Below are 22981 nucleotides of genomic sequence, written 5' to 3'. Positions count from 1 at the left end.
TTGCCATTCTTTCTTTGGGAACACCAGGCAGTTATAACTTCTGTTAGTTTCTAATCCAGACCTCCCACCGCTCCCATTCCTGGAACACAGGGACAGAGCTGGACACCGCTTTCTCCTCAATCCGGCTAAACTTCTCAGCAATATGAATTTGGGAGTCTGAAACGACGTTAACATCATGACTACCAACACCTGCAGGTAGTGTAATAAAAGAAGACAGTAAAAAGGCCGTTCTCAATATTGGTGTTATCATCACGCGCCCCTAAACAATCATTTTATCTTTACGGCTGTCACTACAATAAGTGAACTGCCAGAAACATGATCAATTTGTAAAACCGTATTACATTTCAATAAGTTAAAGAAGGCACTCAAACGCGAAATAAAATACCAATACGTCCGTTAATGTTAACCAGGATCAATAATTAAAAATCAAAATAAAATCAAAAAGAAAACACAAAAACTTTTAGATAAAATTGATTATAGAAACCAAGCAAAAATAATTTAACCACAATACAAATAAATTAACTCAGCATGTGGCCATTTAAATTAAACAGAGAAATAGCCACACACTAAACTTTCACTCAAATTTTCATCTAATCAGTGAGAACTTTTATTTCTTGAGGTTGATTTCCAACTTTGGAAAACGCGAAATTATAGAGATAGTCGCCAACGTAAAGGCCCTGATAATCTCCCTGTACCATCAGCCGCTCGATAGCTCCATCTCTAATAATGACCAAACCGCTAATACCATCCTTATTCTCTGCGACATAAGTATGATCAAGCAGTCGTCTGCATTCGTTCTCCAACTCGCCGCTTTGGATGATGGATAGAACATCATCTCTGCCAATATAATCAGTCCGGTTATCGGTGCTGTTATCCATCCAGATAGACATAATCTGGCTCAGGTCACTCTCAACAGCCATTCGGATCATAGCGCCTCCCTCGGGATATGCTCCCATCAACTGGCCCGGCCTGTCTTTCTCAAATGAAAGACCCAACCAGGTTGTTTCCTTTTTTATTATCAGGGCGTATTCAGATCACACCAGTAACGCGATATGTGCTCCTTACTAATTTCTCCATAGATTGTTGACTCAAAATGACCTCCATTATTTTCTATCACCTTCCTTGAGCCAGTATTGCTGGATTCAAGCAATAAGTGCAATCAATTGCATCATGTTTCTATTTCATTGTTCCTGATCAAATTGTTTTCGCCATAATGCGTGACTGGATTTCATAACCACCAGCTGCATAGAAATCCTGGGCACTCTTGTTGAACTCCATGACTTCCAGACGAATTTCACTGGCCTTTTGCTGCTTTGCCCATTCCTCAACAGCCCCCATCAACATCTGCCCTACACCTTTTCCACGGCATGAATGATCCACCACGACAGTATCGATACGGCAGACAGGGTGGTTTGCAATAAAACAGAGTTCTGAGTTTCTGGTGATGTGTGCCGTAATCAATCCGACTATCTTCCCTTCAACCTCTGCCACATAAAAGACATCACTATCAGAGTTTACTTCTTCCGCCCAGAATGCTCTGTTTTCTGTCTCTTCAGGAATAGAAAAAACATTTGGGGCATGGGAAAAATGCATGCTGTTAATCTGCCCAGATAAGGAGCAGATGGCATTCAGATCCTCTGTTAGTGCAATTCGAATTTTCACAACGTCCTCAAATTATTTTTGTTCATCACCATGCTGCCAGGGGGCATAGCTTAAACCAATAAGAACACCTTCCGGACTAATAAACCTGGCTAAGGTCTGTCCCCAGGGCTCCATGCGAACATCATGAACAAAGGTGTAACCCTTTTCTTTCATCTCATTCACAGCATCCGCGACTGCCTGGGTATCTCTGAACTCAAACTCGATCGTGGTCTGCGGCACTGGCACGTTATCCGGCCACAGTTCTGTTCCATAGCAGGCATTGGCTGCATCATTTAACGACCAGATACCAAAGTGCTTGGCTCCATCAAGCTGATTGGTATAGCGGTAATCATCCTCGGTCTTCATATCCAGACCCATCACATCACAATAAAGGGTGGCGCTGGATTCAGTATCCGCAGAAATAACAGCCATTCCGGCTACAGAGTGAATATTCATATATGGTACCTGTATAAGTTTCAGACAATATTTATTTGAATGACCAACTCGAGAATATAGCCCTTGCTTCTGATTATTGCCCTGACTCAAGAGTATACCTATGTGGATTGAACTCAACCGAATTCTTGCTATAAATCAGAATCAAACAAATAGCTGCATCACTGGTCCTCCATGAAATTGAAAGATTGTCACTCAACCTATGACTTTCGTGAACTGGCCAGGAGAAAGCTTCCATCTCCCATTTTTCACTATATCGATGGAGCAGCAGATGATGAGATGACCTGCCGCCGCAATACTGAGGCGTTTAACTCTTGCGACCTGGTTCCCAGTGTTCTTGCCGGTGTTGAAGAGGTTGACCTTTCAACAACAGTCGTTGGGCAGAAAATAAGCATGCCGCTGCTTCTCTCTCCAACGGCACTGCAGAGACTGTTTCATTTTCATGGTGAGATGGGGGTCGGTAAAGCTGCTGAGAAATTTGGCACCATGTTCGGGCTTTCATCATTAGGAACAGCCAGTATCGAACAGATAAGTGCTGCCATTCATACTCCCAAGATGTTTCAACTCTATGTTCATAAAGACAAAGGGCTAACCCGCAATATGATTGATCGCTGTAAAAATGCAGATTTTGATGTTTTGACTATTACCGTTGATACCTCCGTGGGAGGTAATAGAGAGCGAGACCTGGCGACAGGGTTTACGGTACCCATTCGCTTCACCCTGAAAAGCCTGCTCAGCTATGTCATTCATCCGCTTTGGGGAATCAACTATTTACGCTGTGGCGGGTTTCACCTGCCGCAACTTGAAGGATATGTGAAAGAGGGTTCCAGCATTCCACTTTCTGTTGCCAATTATTTCAACACCATGCTGGATCAATCCATGAACTGGCAGGCAGCCGAGGAAATCATTCAATACTGGGGAAAGCCATTGATTCTCAAAGGGATCATGTCGGTTGAAGATGCCCGAAGAGCTGTCGATATTGGAGCTGCCGGAATTATGGTTTCCAATCATGGCGGCAGGCAGCTGGATGGCTCACGCTCCCCCTTTGACCAGCTCGCAGAAATTGTAGATGCCGTAGGGGACAGAATCGATGTAATTTGTGACGGAGGCATACGCCGGGGTACACATATTCTTAAGGCCTTATCCCTCGGGGCAAAAGCCTGCTCAGGAGGAAGGCTATACCTGTATGCGCTGGCAGCTGCTGGTCAGCCTGGCGTGGAGAGAGCGCTTCAGAATCTGCAGAATGAGCTGATTCGGGACATGAAACTGATGGGGTGCAGGTCAATCTCTGACCTTAAGCCGTCCAACCTTCGTTTTCGTTAAGCGCAATCGGAACCTGGAGAAATTCCGTGAATGAAGGATGAGTAGATACTGTTTACTCCAGAGGGGTTCTATGAGCAAGGTCAATGATCACAAGATTTCCACAAGAAACGATAGCAAACCCACTGTAATGCATTTAGATACTGAAAAGTTGTTTGATCCTTTTCATCAACTAGCCAGAAGAGCCTCAACCCAAAAAAATCTCTATATATTTAAACGAAGCCCTGACAAACAGACACTCATAACTCTTCGAACCTCTACGTCTCCACCACTAGCTGGAAAGTAACTGATGATAAGCTCCCCAAGTCTCTCAAGAGACTCAATGTCATCGGCACTAATACCCTGGTACCCAAGATCACTAACTATTTTTTTTATAACTTTCGGCAGATCGTCCTTTAAAACTTGCTGCTGCAAAAAACCCAGCAGCACAGGAATTTCTCCTGTCCCAAAATCACCCTTGGTGAGGATCAGTTCAATCAGCTTCGTTATCAAGGCATGATAATAAAGCAGTGCTTGAAATTGATAATCTCTGGCAAGAAACATTAATCCTGCATCTCTGTATACTTTCTGTACTTCTCTTTCTAATGTTCTCGCCTTACTACCAAGCATAGATCTCGCCCCCCTAAAATACTTTTCTTCCTGAACAATAGAATTGAACAATATCACCAGCTGCTGAACTTGCTGATCAGTAAACATAGGTTGACACTTGCATTTCTCATACAAGTCTAAGGCTTTCCGGTACCACAAATCTGCACGTTTATTCATGTCTTTATATAAACTTAACAAATTCTGTAAGCCTTCATAGGTTTGCAATGAAATTTCACCAGAATGAAATATAATTTTAGGGCTAACTCTTTTGATTTCCGCAAAAATTTCATTAGAAAGATTTACTTCCTTAATGACTTCCGCCTCAAAATCAGGATGTCCAGATTTAAGAGCGGATAAGGCTTTTTTATGTTCCAGTACTTTTGATTTATACCAACTTTGGAAATCTGTTCGCATAGTTTCAAGAGCATCACGAGAACGCAGCCCAAGAAGGTGGAGGCTATAAATATCAGCAGATTCGACAAAATCATCAGTTATCTGTTCTTGTTTATCTGCACTGATTACACTTACACCCCGAATGGCTAGAAGCTTGTTATCAAAGTGCATTAACCTGACTGTTTCAGCAGATGAATCAATATCAGCCTGAAGGCCTGAAAACACTGGTGCACAAAACTGATCTTGAGGAAGTGCTTGTTCTTTGTTACTGGTTGCCAACAAGGAAGATTGATCTCTAGATAAACGCCTCTTCATGCTTGCTCTGTCAGCATTCAGTAAGCTTTGGCTTGAGCTATTCGTCTTACTTCTCGTCCTATCCCTTTGAGACCTCCTTCCCTTTTCAGTATTTGTGAAATGACTGGACAGATGAACCCCACTGCATCGAAGTGCCCTATTACTACCTTCGCCGCCAGCAAAGTCGTACTCTAGCTGCAGAGTACTGACAACATTAGCATCACTGACTCCCAAATCTCCCGCTGTATTGCCATAAAAACTGGATATAGCAACAGTCAAGCCTTGCTCACTAAAATAGCAATCAATGTACTTAGCTTTTTTGTTATCAGGTATTAAGGCAAATGTCTCTCCAAGATCTTTTCCATGAACATTATTTAAAAAAAACTGGAACTCTGGCTGAAACTTCTGGACATATTCGCTCAAAAGTGGAAGAACATTATTTTGAACAATCTGGGCAAACGGTTCTGCAGCGCTGGCTGGCAGGCTATTTAACCAGACAGGGTTGTTTTTTTTATTGTTTTTTACCCCCGTCGAATGAAACAGAAGCTCTGCAAGCGGTTTCGTGTCACGGCCAGCCCCAGAATGTTCTGGCATTTTCCAGCCAAAGATTCTAACCACTATCCCATAAACAAATTCAATCTCCTTGTAGACGTTTGTTGAAGGTTGCAGAAACTCATTCTTTGTGAGAGGCGCAATTATCTTGTTGAAGTCTCCATATACGTCATTTTGATCTGGCTGCCATAACTTTCCATTTGTTGTAATATCCCAAGAAACAGGCAACACAAAATGATCCGTCCCTGATGACTGCATCCCCCATTGAACAATTTTCGAATAATCTAAAGCAGGTATCTCCAACATTGCATTCCTTCTGGAAAGAAGGGGTTTCGTACTCTTTTCATCTAATGCCTGAGCCAAAAGTGTTTCGAAACCTTTGTCTTGTGAAGTGACACCATCATTTTCCCGGACATCTATAGAGGAACAACTAGAAGAACTGTTAAAATCACCCCTCATGCAATCGCTATCTGAATTATCTGAAACAGACGTTTGAGATGAAATCCCCGACTGGCTGGTTGAAACTAAACTGTCAAATTTCCGGGAAATTTCCAGAGAAGGTGAGGCTGGTATAACTGTTGGAAAAGGGGGAGCAGGCAATCCCCTCCCCAACAGCTTCTTTGTTTCATCTGCGCACTCAAATAATATCTCTTGCAATAATTCCATTTGCACATTCTTCGTAAGGGGAGACTGGCAGCGGTTACTACCATCAATCACATCTTCACTTTTCCACAGTTTGAGATTAATAAAATATGACTCAAAATCAGCCGGAAGGGATTTTGGCCTAGCCTTAACACTGCTACTACCATCACCCCCTCCTGCTTTTGCAACACTTATCGCAACCGCAAACATAATCCCTGAAATAACAATTAGTACTTTCTTAGGTAGCATACACGAGGCTTTCAGCCTTCCCCCTGAACTGAAAGGTATCTATAAGAAGCTGTCTGAAAAGTCGTGCGCTGCTACTGCTACGGGACTTTTCAGACAGCTTCTAAGGCTTACAGGGTTATTGTTTTGTTATTGGATAACCTTGCACGGCACACAGTTTAGATCGTTTAGTACCGTGCAATAGATCCAAATATTATAAATCATATGTCGTCTAGCGTTTTATGAAGAGGTTCAAACAAGAAGTAGCGAGTCCAGCATTCCCTGCCCACTATGGACACCGCCTTCTGTTGCTGTCGATGGTTTGCTTCGAATCAGGTATCCCGCATAACCATTTTGGTCAGTCAAAGGTTCACCATTGAAGTGAATAGTGAACAGGCCAACCTCACTGATCAGATCGTTAACCTCTTTGGTATAACCATCACGCACAGCAAGTGCCGGACGCTGACGCTCATGGGGGTACAGTCTTCGCATCAGTGCCCATGCCTTGAACGCACTTTCCGGCATGGCCTTGATTGCGGGCAGAATATCTTCACCAAATACACAGTGACCGCCACCTTCTCCCTGATTTTTCAGAACCCACTGGTCGGGATCGCCTTTTTCCGCAAACCATTTAGCGGTATCGGATGTAACAGGCAACATATCAGCAAGATACTCCTGGATGGTTTCGGCTTCATAGAGTGATAGCCCCCAGCGGGTCAGCTCTTCCGGCGGCATCATGGTTAGAACCATCTGCATGGTTTTACTGGTGGCCAGCTGCTGACTGACAGTGGCATTAACGGCCACCGCATGCTTCTCAATAAATACCCGGGTCTGGGACAAGGCCTCACAGCACTCATCTTCAAGGAGATCTGTCGACTGGTAATCGCAGAGCTGGTAGCCGGCCCGCAGGTAAACAACATCCAGACTGCCGATATCCTTCAGCATTAACCGGTTATTGCCTCCGGTATAAAGCTGGTCATGGAGCTGGCGGAAGGTACGACGCACCGTGCGCACACCAAGCTTCTGCAACTCCATTTCGAGAAGATGCTGGTCATAGACATTATCTTCACTGTCCTGAACCACCATCAGAAAAACTGGCTGGCCACAATCACCGGCTTCTGAGCGTATACGCTTTGCAGTCTGTGCAACACCACTGGCCAGCTCATTCATGCAGTTATTTAAAGCCAGTTCACCATCATCGCTGTCAGCCCAGTGCTGGAAGGCTTCGCCCCACTGGTTTTGCAGATAAGTATGAAGTTCATGAATACGCTGCCCAAAAGGCCCCATACCAGCAGCAATACCATTAAACTCGACCACCTTGGGCCCCTGAACACGGCCGTCCATATAGTCAGTCCGCATCATCAGCAGTGGCTGACGAGGAGCTTCAATTCTCTGTGAACTGCCACCATGAATCTGTCTGTGTAGCTTCAGCAGCCGTCCAAAAAATGGATCTGCCTGACTCACATCTTTCATGATTTGCTGAACAAAAGCGTGGTCTTCCGAAACATTGTGAATAAGCCGGGCAATCAAAGGCGTCGCTGCCTTCAGCCCATTGAAAACATCACGTTTGATTGCAACCGGAGTCAGGCTGAACGCACAGTGCCGGGCTGTGCCGGTACTGGTTTTCATCGCCATGCCATGCATCATGGCCCATTCACAGGCTTCATCAATAACCTGAGAGGGAAGTTCCGGATGGGGAATAAAGGGCATATTCAGGCTCCATTCCTGTGCCTTGATTAGGTTCTGTTGACATAAGTTTGTGCATTCAGCGCCAGGCTTGCTTGATGTAGAACCACTACACCTTCGCAAGCCTTTCTTGTGATTAGCGGCTTTCTGAGCCACTGAATCGCACAAAATTATGCCAACAGAACCTAAGCCGAAGAGGCCGGGAAAGATCTGCAGCCTTCCCCGATCATATTGATTTAAGCGACTTCTGCCTGCAGATCAGAGTCACTGGCGCGATGACCTTCGCCACGGATTTCTTCTTCCATCTTCTGTGCCAGATAGAGATCAAGATAATGTCCGGGCTGGGCAATCAGCTCATCGTGCGTACCACGCTGCACAACTTTGCCCTGCTCCATAACCAGTATCTGGTCAGCATCACGAATAGTAGACAAGCGGTGCGCTATGGCAATAGTAGTACGGCCATGACGAAGGTTAAGCAAAGCCTGCTTGATCAGTGTTTCGGTTTCACTGTCAATATTGGCTGTAGCTTCATCCAGCAGAAGAATTCGGGGGTCATGGGCCATGGTGCGGGCAAAAGCCAGCAGCTGACGTTCGCCAATAGATAGCGACTGTCCGCTATAACCGGGCTGATGATCGTAACCATCAGACAGACGTTCTATAAAGCGTGACGCCTGCACCTGCTCCGCAGCATCAATAACCTTATCGCTGCCGATATCAGGGTTGGCAAGATCAATATTGTCTTTCAGGCTGCCACTGAAGATAAATGGCTCCTGCAACACCAGACCAAAAATCTCGCGTAGCTGATGATCAGGCAGTTCAGACAACAACTGCCCATCAATCAGCATCTCACCCTTCTGATGCTGATAGAAACGCATCAGCAGATTGATTATTGAACTCTTGCCACTGCCACTATGGCCAACAATGGCAGTGAATTTCCCGGCAGGTGCATCAAAGCTGATATCGTCCAGAGCCTGATGTTTACCATCGTAACTCAGGCTGACATTTCGGAATGCCAGACTGCCCTGTGAGATAACATGAGCATCTTTACCGGATTCCATCTCCTGTTCGGGCGTTTCATCCAGCACCTCAAAAACCCGTTCAGAAGAAACCATGGAAACCTGCAGCTTGCTCAGTTCCATCGAAAGCTGCCGGAAAGGCTCGAAGAACCGCTCCAGATAATTGATAAAGGCGTAAATGGTGCCGATCTCAACAACACTGGTCCAGGATGCCCGGCCAAACCAGCCAACCACCATAACTGTGGCAAACAGAGCCAGCACACGGGTAAACGGTGCCAACAGCAGGCTGTCCATACCGACAGATTTCCTGCGGAAGTGACGCCAGGCTTCATTGCTCTGCTCAAAGATTTCCCGGTTGTGACCCTGCTGATTAAACGCCTGGATCAAACGCATGCCCTGCAGGGATTCACTGATATGGGTATTGATATCACTGAGATGTTCCCGCACACCATCAAAGATTGGAGCAGAAAGTCTGCGATACAACTGCATAACACTGACCAGGATTGGAATCAGGATCAGGCTGAGCAGCATCAAGTGAAAATCAAGCAGCGCAATGGCGATAAAGATTCCCAGGATACGGAAGGAACCCTGGAAAATTGTTGGCACCACCGAAACAAACAGATCCCGCATGGCTTCAGTATCGTTTGTTACCCGGGAGACAACCTTGCCCACCGGCATTTTGTCAAAGAAGCCAATGGGCAGCTTCAGCAGGTGCCCAAACAGCTTACGACGGATATCGTTTACGACTGACAGAGCACCCTGCTGGAAACTCAGTTCCTGCAGGTACTGCAGGGATGACGAGAACGCATAGAGTGCCAGCATCATCGCGCACAAAAAGCCCAGAACCTTCCAGTCCTGATTACCAGAAGCAAGCCCGGGAACAATGACATCATCCAGCATGATCTTCATCAGCCATGGAATGGTCATCTCTGCTGCCGTTGCTACCAGCAGCAGACCCATAGCTTTAAAGAACAGCAGTTTATGCGGGCTGGCATAACCCAGCAGACGCTTAAAGGAAGATGGTTGTGAATCCTGTGTCATGGTTTCCTTGGTCATCAGGCGGCACCTCCTGCCAGGGAAGCTGAGACACCGGACAGCAGTTCAGTGTTGTCCTGCTCTTTATCGCTGCGACGACTCTGTTGCCGGAAGATACGTGCATACCAGCCGTTATGACTGAGCAGAGCCTTGTGGTTACCCTGTTCAATAATCTCACCCTGCTCCAGCACGACTGTCCAATCCGCTTCTACCAGCTCTGGCAGACGCTGGGTCACCAGCAGGATGGTTTTATGGCTGTAGAACCTCTTCAGGTTTTTCAACACCCGGGCTTCGGTCTTCATATCCAGCGCACTGAATGGGTCATCCAACAGGAGAATATCGGCATCGCTTAACAGTGCCCGGGCCAGGTTTACCCGCTGCTTCTGGCCGCCTGACAGGTTGATACCGTTCTCACCCAGCATGGTCTGGTAACCATCCCTGAAGGCTTCAATCTCTTCCTTGATTCCAGCCATATCTGCAGCACGTTCAATTTCTTCCTGAGTTGCTTCCGGGCAGGCAAAGGCAATATTTTCTGCGATAGTGCCGGAGAACAGCATCGACTGCTGCGGAACCCAGGCAATATGTCTGCGCAGGGATTCCAGGGTCAGATCTTCAACCCGATGATTACCGAGGGTGATAGATGAGTCACTGCCAAGATTAAAGTGCCGCAGTACCAGTTTCAGCAGAGTACTCTTGCCACTACCGGTACGTCCGGTTATACCGACAAAACCTCCTGCCGGAACATTCAAACTGATATTTTTCAGTGATGCATAATCCGCTTCCGGGTAAGAGAACTCTTTAACCTCAAAACGAATATCACCGGCATTGGTTCCCGCCAGTTCCTGTTCACCATCAACAATATCAGGCTGCTGGGCAAACAGTTTTTCAAGACGTTCCCAGGACGCACTGCCGCGCTGGAAAACATTAAACTGCCAGCCAAACTGCAGCATCGGCCCCAGCAGCTGGGCCAGGTAAAGAGTGAAGCTGGTCAGCAGACCTACAGTTAACTGACCCTGGCTAATCATCCAGGCGCCATAGCCCAGGGTAATCACAAATGACATACCGTAGATAACGGTAATGGTCGGCCAGAACAGGGCATCAACCCGGGCCACGGCCATATTGGCTTCGAGAGTGTCATCGGTCAGCTTGTTAAAACGGCTCTGTTGTCGTTTACCAATACCGTGAGCACGAACAGCACGGATTCCGGATACTGTTTCCCGAACTTCCTCGTTCAAGGATGAGAATGTGGCCTGAGACTTCCCAAAACGTTTATGCAGGTTGACACCAAACACATGGGTAAAATAGGCAAGCAGCGGAAATGGCAGCAGGGCCATCATTGTCAGCTTGCCACTCACCACCAGTATCATTCCCCCCATCACTGTAATGCCAGCGATCAGGGAATCCACCATGGTCATAATGCCGCCACCAGCCGCCTGCTCAATCGCATTGAGGTCATTGGTGGCATGGGCCATCAGATCGCCAGTACTGTGACGCTGATAAAAAGACGGTGACAAGCGGGTGAAATGCGCAAACAGATCGCTGCGCATTTTTTTGGCCAGATTAATAGAAGAGCCGTATAGCTGGGTTCGCCAGAACCAGCGCAGCAGATACATGGCAACAGCCGCTGCAGCTATGGCGGTCAGGTGCCAGATAAGAAAGTTGGCAGTCAGGGTTTTCTTGCTGATCTCATCAACAATCCGGCCAATCAGCCAGGGCGGAGTCAGGTTCAGCAGGGCCACGGTCTGCAGACCAATAAAGGCAACCAGGTAGTTCACCCAGTACTCTTTCAGGTAATGCCGCAGTTTCCACAGCAGGCTCATTAACAGGCCTCCTGTATTGCAACATGTTCACAGCAGCATTTGATATCTTTGTTTTTCGCAGCAACAAACTCCTCAAAGCTCATGGAATCCTGAGCTTCAATCTGCTTTTGCCGGGCGATAGAAGTTGAAACCATCTGTTCCAGACGATCCTGCAATTCTTTGTCAATGTGGGTGTTTCTGAATAATCCCATATGTTCCCGGGACAGCTCCATAATCAAATCCCGGTAACTGCGCTGTGGTTGACGAAGGTCAGCCAGCAGTCGTGCAGATGGCGTTAATCCAGTGTTAAGTAGTTTTTCCGATTGAGCTTCCAGTGCTGTTGAGAAATCATCTGTGCTGTTCGCTTTATCCAGCAGTTCAGCCAGAGGACGCATTTCATCAATAACCTGCGAACCGACGGAGGACAGACTTTGATCTCCAGAGCACATGGGTAATTTCAGCCCCGGTCTGCGCCCTTCTTCAGCAACCAGTGTCTGACGGCGGCTAATCAGGCTCTGCTCATGGGCACTGATATCCGGGCTGGAAGACAGTGCACAGTAAATCAGGAACATATCCAGAAAATGGCTGGTGTTCTGATCAAGCCCCAGAGGCAGATAGGGATCGATATCCAGACTGCGCAGTTCAATATATTCCACGCCCTGTTCACACAAGGCATGCAGTGGACGCAGCGAATCATGAATACGCTTGGGACGGATAGAGCCATAAAGTTCATTTTCCAGCTGCAGCACACTGCTGTTTATCTGCTGGCTGGCATCGAGCTGACTGTACTCCTCACTTTGCAGAGAGAGGGCGTAGTGCAGATCAGCCAGATACTCTTCCCTGCTGTTGTAACGGATATTCAGGCTGGACTGGGCGCTGCTGGTATAACCCAGATCACTCATGCGTAGTGAAGTTGCCCAGGGCAGGTAAAGTGTTTCACTGTCCAGACTTTGCAAATGATGGTTCCGGCCTGCAACAAAGGACTTATCAACAGCAGGTGAAGAGCCAAACAGATAGGAAATCATCCAGCCATGGCGCAGCACATTACGAATCTGCCCGAAATACCCTTCTGATTTGAAATCATCAAACGAAAGAGTGCTATTTTCAGCTTTATGCAGCTCCTCCCAGAAACTATCTGGCAGAGAGAAGTTGTAATGAATCCCGGAGATTGTCTGCATGGCTTTGCCATAGCGATTGGCAAGACCGGTTCGATAGAGTGTCTTCAGTTTCCCGGCATTGGAGCTGCCATAGTGTGCAAGCTTAATCTGGCTCTCATCTGGCAGAACCGGTGGCATACTAGCTCCCCATAGCATCTCACCATCAGCAATATGACCGGCTGCAAAGCCATGCAGATTTTGCAGAAAACCAAGTGCTTCTGAACTCTGCCTGAAAGCAGGTGTCACAAATTCAATCTGCCCTTCGGCAAAGTCAGTGGTGATATGGGGATGAGTCAGCGGTGAGCCCAGAGCCTTGGGGTGCGCCTTCTGAGTCAGCGCGCCCTGTTGGTCTGTGCGAACTGTCTCTTTTTCAATCCCACGACGTATATCTGAGAAAAAGGACACATCACCTTTCAACTGATGCAGACGACGTGTGATGCCAGCTTCCTGACGAGTAGTGCTATCTGAAGTCATGATGTTTTCAGCTGCGGCTCTTGCAAATGGTTGACTCCGTCAACCATATAGGTAAAAAAATACTCACAAAAAGTGTCAGATGGCTCTGGCCAGAGCACGTAACACGGTATGAACCTGCTCGCAGTCCACTCCTTCCATTCGGGACAGCATTGAAGCAATACGCTGTCTCTGGAATTGAGCGACAGAGTCCATACACTCCCGACCAGCGGGGGTAATGCTTAACAGGCGAATACGGGCATCTTCACAGCAAACCTTGCGTTCAATCAGCCCGCGCTTTACCAGGCGCGATACCAGACGTGTTGCACCACTTTTGGTCATTCGCAGGGATTGGCCAATGGCCTGCACAGGACAGCATTCATGTGCGGAGATATAACGCAGGGCTTTGAATTCCAGTAGTGAGAAATCTTCACAGGACTCGCCATGACAGCAGAGATTGCTGAAATAAAAAGCCAGCTCATGCAGATCGCAACAGATTTCTTTCAGGTCTTGGGCCATAAACCGGGCTAAGCAATTTTGTTCAGATAGTATTAGACATCAGATTAGTTGACAGCGTCAACCAAAAACAGAATAAGCTAATAACTAAATGGAGAAGCCAATATTTTCTCCCGCAGACCTCAGCAATTCAGTGAAGTTATAAGCGATTAGATTTCATCTTGAACACAGCTGAAAATTTTCTTTAAAGATGCTTTTCGACAGAGTAAAGAGATACCTACAACTGTTATTAAAAAGTTATTTATTAACTTTTCGCCAGTTATTGAATTAGCTGACCTGGGCATTTCCATTCTTAGCGGCTCTGCTTTATTGTCTGCCAGTTCTTCTAGATATATCTACATCTACAATCAGGCTGATGAGCTGATCTGCAATCCTGTCAGCATCAACCTAAAGCCTGATCTGTTTCGCCAGTAAGGGAATGATATGAGCACCACCATAGCCCAGCGTGTTGAAGCCATTCGGAAATATCTTGCCGACAACAACCTAGACGCTTTTCTGCTGCCAACAGCTGACCCTCACCTAGGCGAGTATCAACCGGAAAATGCTCACCGTGTTACCTGGCTGAGCGGTTTTCATGGTGAGAACTGCATGGTGGTTATCACCAAGGATACTGCCGGTATTTTTGTAGATGGCCGTTTCACCGTTCAGGTCAAGCAGCAGGTTCCTGCTGATATCTTCCAGTACCTGCACATCAACAATGACTGCCACCTGAACTGGACCATGGACAACCTGTCAGCCGGTGCCCGTATTGCAGTGGACGCATCCCTGTTTGGTATCTCCTGGTACAAGAACGCAGAAAAGGCATTTACCGGCAAAGGATTTGAAATTGTCAGCCTGCAGGAAAACCCTGTAGATCTGTTCTGGGAAGATCGCCCTGCCGCCCCTTCCTCTGCTATCGAACTGTTTCAGAATGCCGGCCAGTCCAGTGTTGAGAAACGTCATCTTCTGGCGAAACGTCTTCAGGAAAAAGAGCTTGATGCTACCCTGCTGACCCAACCCGAAGATACCAACTGGCTGGTCAATATCCGCGGCAGCGATATCCCTTATGTACGCAGTGTACTGAGCTTTGGCCTGTTCAAGAACAACGGCGAACTGGAACTGTTTATTGATACCGCCCGCCTACCGGAAGGTTTTGCTGATCATGCTGGCGAAGGTGTGAATGTTTACGATATCACCGCCCTGTTCTCTGTTCTGCCAGAGAAAATCAGCGCTGATCAACGTATTCAGCTGGATCCGGCCCAGACCAATGCAGGCCTGTTCAACCTGCTGCACGATGCCGGTGTCAGCGTTGTTGAAGATATGAACCTGTGTGCCCGTGCCCGCGTCTGCAAAAATGAAAAAGAGATCGAAGGCATGAAAGCTGCCCATATCCAGGATGGTATTGCCATGTGCCGCTTCCTGGCCTGGGTAGATCGCGAAGTAGAAGCTGGTAACCCCAACGATGAAGAAACTCTGGCTGCCAAGCTGCTGGAATTCCGCCAGGGTGTTGAAGGTTTTATTGCTCCATCCTTCCCAAGCATCTCTGCGCTGGGTTCCAACGCAGCCATCGTTCACTACAACCACGATCCCAAGAACTGCCGCAAGCTGGGTTCTGATGGCATGTACCTGATCGACAGTGGCGGTCACTACAATAATGCCAATGGTGTATCCGGTACTACCGATATCACCCGGACTATCAAGGTTGGCAATGCGACTGACGAAGAACGTCGTATGGTCACTCTGGTTATGCGTTCTCATATCAGCCTGGCCAGCGCCCGCTTTATGCCTGGTACCACCGGGGTACAACTTGATACTGTGACCCGTCAGCCAATGTGGAAAGAAGGATTCAACTTCGACCACGGAACCGGCCACGGTATTGGTCACTTCCTGTCTGTTCACGAGTTCCCTCCCCGCATTAACCCAAGTAATAACTGCGGAGCCATGGAACCCGGCATGTGCGTGACCAATGAACCTGGCTTCTATAAGGAAGATGGTTTTGGCATTCGCCTGGAAAACGTGGAAGTTGTCCGTGAAGTAACCGGAACAGCAGCGTCCATGCTGGAGCTGGAAGCTATTACCTACACCCCATTCGACAAGCGTCTTCTGGTTGCAGAGCAGATGCGTGATGATGAGATCGAGTGGCTGAATAACTACCATGCCCAGGTCTTTGAAAAAATCGCACCCTCCCTGAATAAACAGGATAAGACATGGCTTGAGCAGGCTACCAGCCCGCTGACTCGCGGATAAAAGCACAAGGGGCTGTCGCTCAGACAGCCTCTTTTCTTCCTGTATGCTTCTTGATAAATGGAAAGATACAGCTCCTGATTGAGGAATTCAGGATTAAATAAACGTTTACAATCCTGTTTCAAATTTCTCTATATCACGTTTTTTTTGCTTTTCTGGGAAAGTACAGCGTTCATGACGACAGTAAGAAGAGCGAAAGCTTCCACCTCTGACCCTGTCTTTTATTACACCAAAGAGATGATGTGGGGTGGATTCATCCCTCATAATTTTATAGCGATGCACGTTACTGGATGAATTCAAATAAGCATAATATTTGAATTCTTCATTGCCTTGAGGATGCCAGTGAAGTTCACTTGAATGAACACTATTTGCTAAAACTCCATTATATGAAGGAACAATAAGAGAAGTGTAACCAATTACCTGGCCGTATTCGTTTATATTTCCTGTTTTTTCAATTATCAGCCAGGTTTCACCAGTAGCAATAGCCATGGCAAGAAACGTTAGAGCGTCATCATAACTATATAACTCCACCTCTGGCTCGATTAAATTTTTAGATACGTAAGAAGAAAATTCTCTAGGATATTTATCAAGTATTCCCATAAAATTCACACGACTTTTACCAGGAATGGCCGCAACATCAGTCCAGTGATCGATAACATCTTTGGTTTTCTTTAGATTTATGAGTACTTTTCTACCATCTTCCATGACTGCTTCCACTTCAACATCTCTCTGAGAAAAAAATAAGGCCTTTGATACACCCTTAATTTTTTCATCGATAAAATCCTCATCAAAATTTTCCAAATGACTAGAAAGTGCGTTAATATTTGAATCAAGTTGACGTCCAACTCGATTTAATACCTTTATCAATCGATATACAGTTATATTCTCAGCCATATCAAATGATTTTACATTGGTGTTTTTTTCAGACTCTGCCGTCACCACAGGTGGAAACGAAATAGAAACAACAAAAAATACGATTGTTAAAAAATAATTTATCTTATTAATACAGGCCTTATTATTAACGTCCATAATTTAATTCTCCTCTAAAATATTATTTTGAGTCATCAAGACTGGCTTAAATTTAGCCAAGTCATTTATTTATCTAATGTTTGGATAATCATTATTTTTGAGAGTTCCAATAACATCTCTAACAAGATGGTAAGTTGAATTCCCCCGAATAAACGGGATAAGACATGGCTACCAGCCCGCTGACTCGCGGATAAAAGCACAAGGGGCTGTCGCTCAGACAGCCCCTTTTCTTCCTGTATGCTTCTTGATAAATGGAAAGATACAGCTCCTGACTGAGGAATTCAGGATTAATAAACGTTTACAATCCTGTCTCAAATTTCTCTATATCACGTTTTTTTTGCTGTTTCGGGAAAGTACAGCGTTCTTGACCACAGTAAGAAGAGCGAAAGCTTTTACCTCTGACCCTGTCTTTTATTAAACTAAGATGATATGGGGGGGTTTTATCCCTCACAATTGTATAGCTATGCACTTTGCTGGATGAATTCAAATAACCATAATATTTGAATTCATTACCTCGAGGCCAGTAGTTAAGTTCACTTTCATGAAGACTTTTTGCTATAATTCCATTATTTGAAGGAACAATAAGAGAAGCGTAACCAATTAGCTGGCCGTATTCGTCTATATTTCCTGTTTTTTCAACTATCATCCAGGTTTCATAAGTAGCAATAGCCATGGCAAGAAACGTTAGAGCGTCACCATAACTATCTAACCTCCCCCCTGGCTTGTATAAAATTTTAGATACGTAAGAATAAAAATCTTTAGGATATTTACCAAGCATTTCCATAAATTTCACACGGCTTTCACCAGGAATGGCCGCAACAGCAGTCCAGTGATCGATAACATCTTTGGTTTTCTTTAGATTTTCGAGTGCTTTTCTACCATCTTCCATGACTGTTTCTACTTCAACACCTCTCTGAGAAAAAAATAAAACCTTTGATACACCCTTAATATTTTCATCGATAAAATTCTCATCGAAATTTTCCAAATTATCAGAAAGTGCATTAATATTTGAATCAAGTTGACGTCCAACTCGATTTAATACCTTTATCAATCGATGTACAGTTACTTTCTCACCTTTCAATCGATCTACAGTTATATTCTCACCTATATTTAATACTATTACATTCGTGTTTTCTTCAGACTCTGCCGTCACCACAGGTGGAAACGAAATAGAAATAACAAATAACACGATTGTTAAAAAATAATTTCTCTTATTAATACAGGCTTTATTGCTCATATCCATAGTTTAAATCTCCTATGAAATATTATTTTGAGTCATCAAGACTGGCTTAAATTTAGCCAAGTCACTTATTCATCTAATGTTTGGATAACCATTATTTTTGATAGTTCCGATAACATCTCTAACAAGATGGTAAGTTGAATTCGTATCACATGACTGCCCTGTCCCTGGTCTACTCTGGCAAACTTTATTCATCCACATTTTTAATATATGAATATTGCAAAGATCCGGAAAGCTATTGCAAAAAGCGGATTATTGTAACGTGAGACCCTTTACGGCCCTGCCATGAAGAGCTATGGCACACTGATGACCGTAGCTGATTGTACTGTTTCACCATTTAGGATCAAACAACCGCCCTCACCATTAATGAGACCATGGTTTCAATAAATATCCTTGCTTAAGATGTATTTCAAAAATAAAATCTGGTCATCTTGTAAAGATTACCGGTAACTGACTAATTTCATACCAGTTGCATAGTTATCAGACAGTAAAAAATATACCATTTGCTGCCGAGAGTTTCGGTTAGTATTGCGACTCCATCAGGTTAAGGGTCTGTTAGGCATCGCTTGTTCATTCACCCCCACTCTCAAGCATGATTCGAGTACAGCACTCATTCATCATGCCCTCATGACTCCGCAGGTAGCTTTGATCCTGCAATGCTCTGAAACAACCACCAATACGAAACCTGCAGAGATATGTCCCGACTGTGTTCTTTGGCTTTAATTAAACACAAAATTCAGAGTCTCCAGTTCCGGAGGTTAATTCTTTTCCTCATTCTCCTGTTGGGAAGCCTGTTTCTCTCCAATACTTATGCACAACATCAGGAGATTCTGGGGCTGATATTCACGTTCACTGTTCCCTATTTCATGTTTATGCTCTACCTGGGGCGTCAGGCTAACGAGCGCCTGAGAGCCGCCAACGAAGAGCTTGACCGAAAGGTGAATGAGAGAACCTGCGAACTGGCGGAACTGGAACAGCAGAGCCGCCTGATTCTAACCTCTGTCGGCCAGGGTTTGTTCGGACTGGATGAACAGGGCAAGGTGAACTGTATCAATGAAGCCGCCCTGAATATTCTGGATTACCTTGAGCAGGAAGTTCATGGTTGCTCACTGTTACCTCTACTCCAGCACAGAGATCACACCGGAAAACTAAGAGACCCGTCTTCACTTCCCATAATTCAGGCTCTTCTAAAAGGTGAGCCCTGCACCAACCTGATCGATACATTCTGGTCTCGGAATGGGCGCTGCATTCCTGTGGAATACAGCTGTCGTCCGATGGTGAAGGATGGCGAACTCAAAGGTTGCGTTGTTGTATTTAGTGATATCACTGAACGACAGCGTATGGACAGCGAACTCCTGCAGGCTAAAGAGACCGCTGAACAGGCATCCAAGGCCAAGAGTGATTTCCTGGCCAATATGAGCCATGAAATCCGCACGCCGATGAATGCCATTCTGGGTATGTCCCAACTTGTGCTGCAGACTGGCCTCGATAGAAAACAGCGGAACTATATCGAGAAGGTCAACCGTTCGGCACAGTCACTTCTGGGTGTTATCAACGACATCCTCGATTTCTCCAAAATCGAAGCAGACAAGCTTGAGTTGGAAGAAGTGCCTTTCCGCCTGGAAACCGTACTGAACGACATGAGCAGTATTGTTGGCCTTCATGCTGAAGAGAAGGGACTGGAGCTGCTTTACTCTCTGCCGCCAAATATGCCGGACCTTGTTGGTGATCCACTGCGCCTCGGTCAGATTTTGCTAAACCTCGGAAACAACGCGGTTAAGTTCACTGAGGAAGGCGAGGTTATCGTTTCTGCCGAGATAGCACAGAAGACTGGCGATGAAATCGAGCTGCACTTTTCTGTAAAAGATTCCGGCATTGGCCTTAACGAAGAGCAGAAGAACAAGTTGTTCCAGTCCTTCAGCCAGGCCGATTCCTCCACAACCCGCCGTTATGGTGGTACCGGGCTGGGTCTGGCTATCTGTAGTCGTCTGGTCACAATGATGGGTGGCAAAATCTGGGTAGACAGTACTGAAGGTAAAGGTTCGAACTTCCAGTTCACAATTCCCTTTGGCACCCAGGCCGTCAGTGAACCCAAAGAAGATCTGCACTTTCTGCGTAATCGCCGGGTTCTTGTTGTTGATGATAGTGCTACAGCCAGAGAAATCTGTTCCGCCATGTTTGAGAGCTTCGGCATGCGTGTCGAACAGACCAGAAGTGGCTGTGGCGCTCTACAAAAAATACTGGAAGCGGAAGATTCCTCTGATCCGTTCAACTTGGTTATCCTGGACTGGCGCATGCCAGGTCTGGATGGTATCAGCACTGCACGACTGCTGGCCCAGCAATGCAAGAATGAGCCACCTCACTGCATACTTGTTACCGCGTTTGGACAGGACTTTGCCAGCACTCACGGAGAAGGCAGCAACATACACTCTTATCTGACCAAGCCGGTCACAGCGTCTTCAATGATGGATGCTGTTGCCAGGGCATTTGGTGCCTCCCGACCTATCGCAACAACACGGAAGCAGTCCAGCCTGCGCATGGAATCTGCTATTGAGCACCTTGCCGGTGCTGAAATTCTTCTGGTTGAGGATAATGAAATCAACCAGGAGCTGGCCCTCGATCTACTGGTCAGCAACGGCATGACTGCCGAGCTTGCCGAGAATGGCCAGGAAGCAATTGATTTCCTCAACACCCGTTCTTTCGACGGTGTTCTCATGGACTGTCAAATGCCGGTTATGGATGGCTACAAAGCCACCCAGCTGATAAGACAAAATCCACAATGGAAAGACCTTCCCATACTGGCCATGACCGCCAATGCCATGAGTGGTGACCGCGAGCGAGTGCTTGAGGCCGGGATGAATGACCATATTGCCAAGCCGATCGACTTCGAAGATATGCTGGCCAAAATGGCTCACTGGATAACACCCAGCTGCCCTCGCCTCAAAGTCAAAGGCACCGCTGAGCAAAAAAGTGACAAGTGGGACTGGTGTCTTCTGGTCGGTATTGATGTCAATGCTGGTCTGGCTGTCTGCCAGAACAAGAGCAGCCTGCTCTATAAACTGCTGACCCGTTTTATTACCAATCAGGCCGGTTTCACTGATAACTACCTCGCAGCTCTGAGGGGTGAAGATTTTGAAACCGCAATTCGACTTGCTCACACCCTGAAAGGTGTCGCAGGAAACATCGGTGCCACCGAACTTTCACGCCTGGCCATGGAACTGCAGAAGATCACGGAAAAGAGGTCCATCCAGACCAAGCTGGTGCAAAAAGCCAGACAGATTGAAGTCGCTATGGAAGAAGTAGTTGCAGGAATTCAGGCACTGAAATATCAGGTGGAAAAACAGGATATTGCTGACAGCCAGGAGGGAGCGTCCTTTGCAACTCCCAAGGCGACCCCAGCAATAGAGATGGATGCTCTGACCAAGGAGCTCAGTTTACTCCGAAGCCAACTGGCTGATGATAATACTGAAGCTCTCGATACCTTCTCTCCAATCAAAGCTGATCTGTCAGAGTTACATGGTAACTCTGGTCTGCCTGATTCCATCGAGTGCTCTCTGGAAGCATTCGATATGGACCAGGCTCTTGAACAGCTGGATGAGTTGCTTGAGAAACTGAATATTGCCATTGCAATAGAAGACTAGTGTCAATTTTAGATATGCAAAACAAGATGTTTACGGACTCGGAACAGACTTCGGCTCAGACTGTTCTGGTTGTTGATGACACCGCTGAAAACATTGCGGTACTGCGTGAAATTCTGCTGCCTGACTACAAGGTTAAGGCAGCCCTGAATGGCACCAAAGCCCTGAAGATTGCCCAGTCCAACCCTCAGCCTGACCTGATTCTGCTCGATATCATGATGCCGGATATGGATGGTTATGAAGTCTGCAGGCGACTCAAGGCTGACCCAAAAACCCAGGATATTCCGGTTATCTTTATCTCTGCCATGGGCAGTGATGAAGATGAAGAGAAAGGCCTTGATCTTGGCGCCGTTGACTACCTGATCAAGCCGGTTCGTCCGGGGATTGTCCGCGCCCGTGTCCGCACACACCTGGCTCTTCACAACCAGACCCGGCACCTGGGGCAGCTGGTAAACGAAAAAACTGAAGAGCTTAAGCAGTCAAGGAAACAGGTTATAGACTGCCTGGGACGTGCGGCGGAGTTCAAGGACAATGAAACCGGCATGCATGTTATCAGGATGAGCCATTACGTAGGTCTGATTGCCAGAGCTATTGGCGAACCTGAATCCTGGGTTGATCTGTTGATGGAAGCGGCCCCCATGCATGACGTTGGCAAAATCGGTATTCCCGACGCTGTTCTTCTGAAACCAGGAAAGCTGGATGATGATAAGTGGGAGACGATGAAAAAGCATCCAGAGTTTGGTTGCCAGATTCTTGGGCAGCATGACTCCGGCCTTATGCATATGGCGTATGAAATTGCCAAAACCCATCACGAAAAATGGGATGGCTCAGGCTATCCGGGTGGTCTGAAAGGAGAAGATATTCCGCTCAGCTCACGAATTGTAGCTGTCGCAGATGTTTTCGATGCACTGACCACGGAACGACCTTACAAGCGGGCATGGTCAGTTGATGAAGCTATTGACTGGATTGAGCAGCAGTCTGGCACTCACTTTGAGCCAAGACTTGTGCAGGCGTTCCGCAGGGTCCTGCCAGAAGCTCTGGAAGTTATGAACACCTACGCAGAAAAAGTGGCCTGAGCTAACCC

15 protein-coding genes are annotated in these 22981 nt (G+C 46.4%); 4 read left to right on the top strand and 11 right to left on the bottom strand.

From position 1 onward, the window contains the following. Nucleotides 1-590 precede the first annotated feature (590 nt). The 3 genes from M3P05_RS12025 to M3P05_RS12015 form a co-directional block, all read right to left on the bottom strand. Complete coding sequence (locus M3P05_RS12025) at nt 591-929, bottom strand: hypothetical protein (RefSeq protein WP_249699912.1); 339 nt, start codon at nt 927-929, stop codon at nt 591-593. Nucleotides 930-1194: 265 nt separating this feature from the next. Then, entirely contained in the window at nt 1195-1662 is a 468-nt protein-coding gene (locus M3P05_RS12020; protein ID WP_249699911.1) for a GNAT family N-acetyltransferase, read from the bottom strand. A gap of 12 nt (nt 1663-1674) precedes the next feature. Beyond that, entirely contained in the window at nt 1675-2097 is a 423-nt protein-coding gene (locus M3P05_RS12015) for a VOC family protein (RefSeq protein WP_249699910.1), read from the bottom strand. A 171-nt stretch (nt 2098-2268) separates the two neighbouring features. On the opposite strand from M3P05_RS12015, the gene M3P05_RS12010 reads away from it, so the two are divergent. Beyond that, nucleotides 2269-3417: an alpha-hydroxy acid oxidase gene (locus M3P05_RS12010; protein ID WP_249699909.1), complete on the top strand. Its 1149-nt coding sequence runs from the start codon at nt 2269-2271 to the stop codon at nt 3415-3417. 201 nt (nt 3418-3618) lie between these two features. Here M3P05_RS12010 and M3P05_RS12005 read toward each other — a convergent pair whose 3' ends face one another. The 6 genes from M3P05_RS12005 to M3P05_RS11980 all read right to left on the bottom strand — a co-directional run bounded on the left by M3P05_RS12005 (nt 3619) and on the right by M3P05_RS11980 (nt 13770). Then, nucleotides 3619-6132 carry a hypothetical protein gene (locus M3P05_RS12005; RefSeq protein WP_249699908.1) on the bottom strand — a complete coding sequence of 838 codons (2514 nt, stop codon included), beginning with the start codon at nt 6130-6132 and terminating at the stop codon, nt 3619-3621. Nucleotides 6133-6360: 228 nt separating this feature from the next. Then, entirely contained in the window at nt 6361-7818 is a 1458-nt protein-coding gene (locus M3P05_RS12000; protein ID WP_249699906.1) for a glutathione synthetase, read from the bottom strand. Nucleotides 7819-8030: 212 nt separating this feature from the next. Beyond that, nucleotides 8031-9866: an ABC transporter ATP-binding protein gene (locus M3P05_RS11995; protein ID WP_249699904.1), complete on the bottom strand. Its 1836-nt coding sequence runs from the start codon at nt 9864-9866 to the stop codon at nt 8031-8033. Then, nucleotides 9866-11665 carry an ABC transporter ATP-binding protein gene (locus tag M3P05_RS11990; protein WP_249699902.1) on the bottom strand — a complete coding sequence of 600 codons (1800 nt, stop codon included), beginning with the start codon at nt 11663-11665 and terminating at the stop codon, nt 9866-9868. Before M3P05_RS11990 ends, M3P05_RS11995 begins: the two co-directional genes overlap by 1 nt. After that, nucleotides 11665-13275, bottom strand: a complete 1611-nt coding sequence (gshA, locus tag M3P05_RS11985) for a glutamate--cysteine ligase (protein ID WP_249699901.1) — start codon at nt 13273-13275, stop codon at nt 11665-11667. Before gshA ends, M3P05_RS11990 begins: the two co-directional genes overlap by 1 nt. 75 nt (nt 13276-13350) lie before the next feature. After that, a complete protein-coding gene (locus M3P05_RS11980) occupies nt 13351-13770 on the bottom strand; it encodes a MarR family winged helix-turn-helix transcriptional regulator (RefSeq protein ID WP_249699900.1) in 420 nt (139 codons plus the stop codon). A 420-nt stretch (nt 13771-14190) separates the two neighbouring features. On the opposite strand from M3P05_RS11980, the gene M3P05_RS11975 reads away from it, so the two are divergent. Beyond that, nucleotides 14191-15993 carry an aminopeptidase P family protein gene (locus M3P05_RS11975; protein ID WP_249699899.1) on the top strand — a complete coding sequence of 601 codons (1803 nt, stop codon included), beginning with the start codon at nt 14191-14193 and terminating at the stop codon, nt 15991-15993. Nucleotides 15994-16098: 105 nt separating this feature from the next. Here M3P05_RS11975 and M3P05_RS11970 read toward each other — a convergent pair whose 3' ends face one another. Beyond that, nucleotides 16099-17019, bottom strand: a complete 921-nt coding sequence (locus M3P05_RS11970; protein ID WP_249699898.1) for a hypothetical protein — start codon at nt 17017-17019, stop codon at nt 16099-16101. 298 nt (nt 17020-17317) lie between these two features. Further along, nucleotides 17318-18262: a hypothetical protein gene (locus M3P05_RS11965; RefSeq protein ID WP_249699897.1), complete on the bottom strand. Its 945-nt coding sequence runs from the start codon at nt 18260-18262 to the stop codon at nt 17318-17320. 779 nt (nt 18263-19041) lie between these two features. On the opposite strand from M3P05_RS11965, the gene M3P05_RS11960 reads away from it, so the two are divergent. Further along, nucleotides 19042-21900: a response regulator gene (locus M3P05_RS11960; protein ID WP_249699896.1), complete on the top strand. Its 2859-nt coding sequence runs from the start codon at nt 19042-19044 to the stop codon at nt 21898-21900. A gap of 26 nt (nt 21901-21926) precedes the next feature. Further along, nucleotides 21927-22973: an HD-GYP domain-containing protein gene (locus M3P05_RS11955; RefSeq protein WP_249699895.1), complete on the top strand. Its 1047-nt coding sequence runs from the start codon at nt 21927-21929 to the stop codon at nt 22971-22973. Nucleotides 22974-22981: the final 8 nt, after the last annotated feature.

It is taken from the genome of Parendozoicomonas callyspongiae, from assembly GCF_023502345.1.
In the GTDB taxonomy this organism is placed as follows: Bacteria; Pseudomonadota; Gammaproteobacteria; order Pseudomonadales; family Endozoicomonadaceae; genus Sansalvadorimonas; species Sansalvadorimonas callyspongiae.
This window is presented reverse-complemented; position numbering and strand designations above follow the sequence as displayed.